The 436-nt window shown below is 62.8% G+C and carries 1 protein-coding gene; it reads left to right on the top strand.

Annotation, left to right across the window (positions count from 1 at the left end):
- On the top strand, window positions 1-436 hold a 436-nt coding region (locus tag I8746_RS26965; RefSeq protein ID WP_221101228.1), incomplete at both ends, for an immunoglobulin-like domain-containing protein.

The following is a 436-nucleotide window of genomic DNA, read 5'->3' as shown; positions in this document are numbered from 1 at the left end:
CACCGTGGGCACTGCCACCGTGGCTGCCCCGGACAACGTCTACGTCGGTACCAACGACCCTGTGATCAAATCGATCGCAACCGTTGAAGGTGCGGATGTCGGCAAGTTCGAACAACTGACACTCGACAAGACCCCGGTCAGCACTACCGTCACCGACGAGCCTGGCACCCCAGGCAACCCCGGCGGCAGCAACGAAGGCGACCTGGTCAAGGTCACCATCACGGCCGACCAGACCTCGGTGGCCGAGAACGTCAAACCGACCTTCACCGTGCACATCAACACCGCCCTGGCTCACGACCTGGTCGTGACCCTGAGCAACAACGCTCAGGTCACCATCAAGGCCGGCGAGACCAGCGCGCCGTACACCCACGACGCACAAGGCGATGACGTCTATCAGGACGCTGGCGAAATCAGCCTGGGCATCAACTCGGCGGTG

It is taken from the genome of Pseudomonas sp. USTB-Z, assembly GCF_019691255.1.
GTDB lineage: Bacteria > Pseudomonadota > Gammaproteobacteria > Pseudomonadales > Pseudomonadaceae > Aquipseudomonas > Aquipseudomonas alloputida.
Note: the sequence above shows the minus strand (reverse complement) of the source record. Positions and strands in the feature narration are given on the sequence as shown.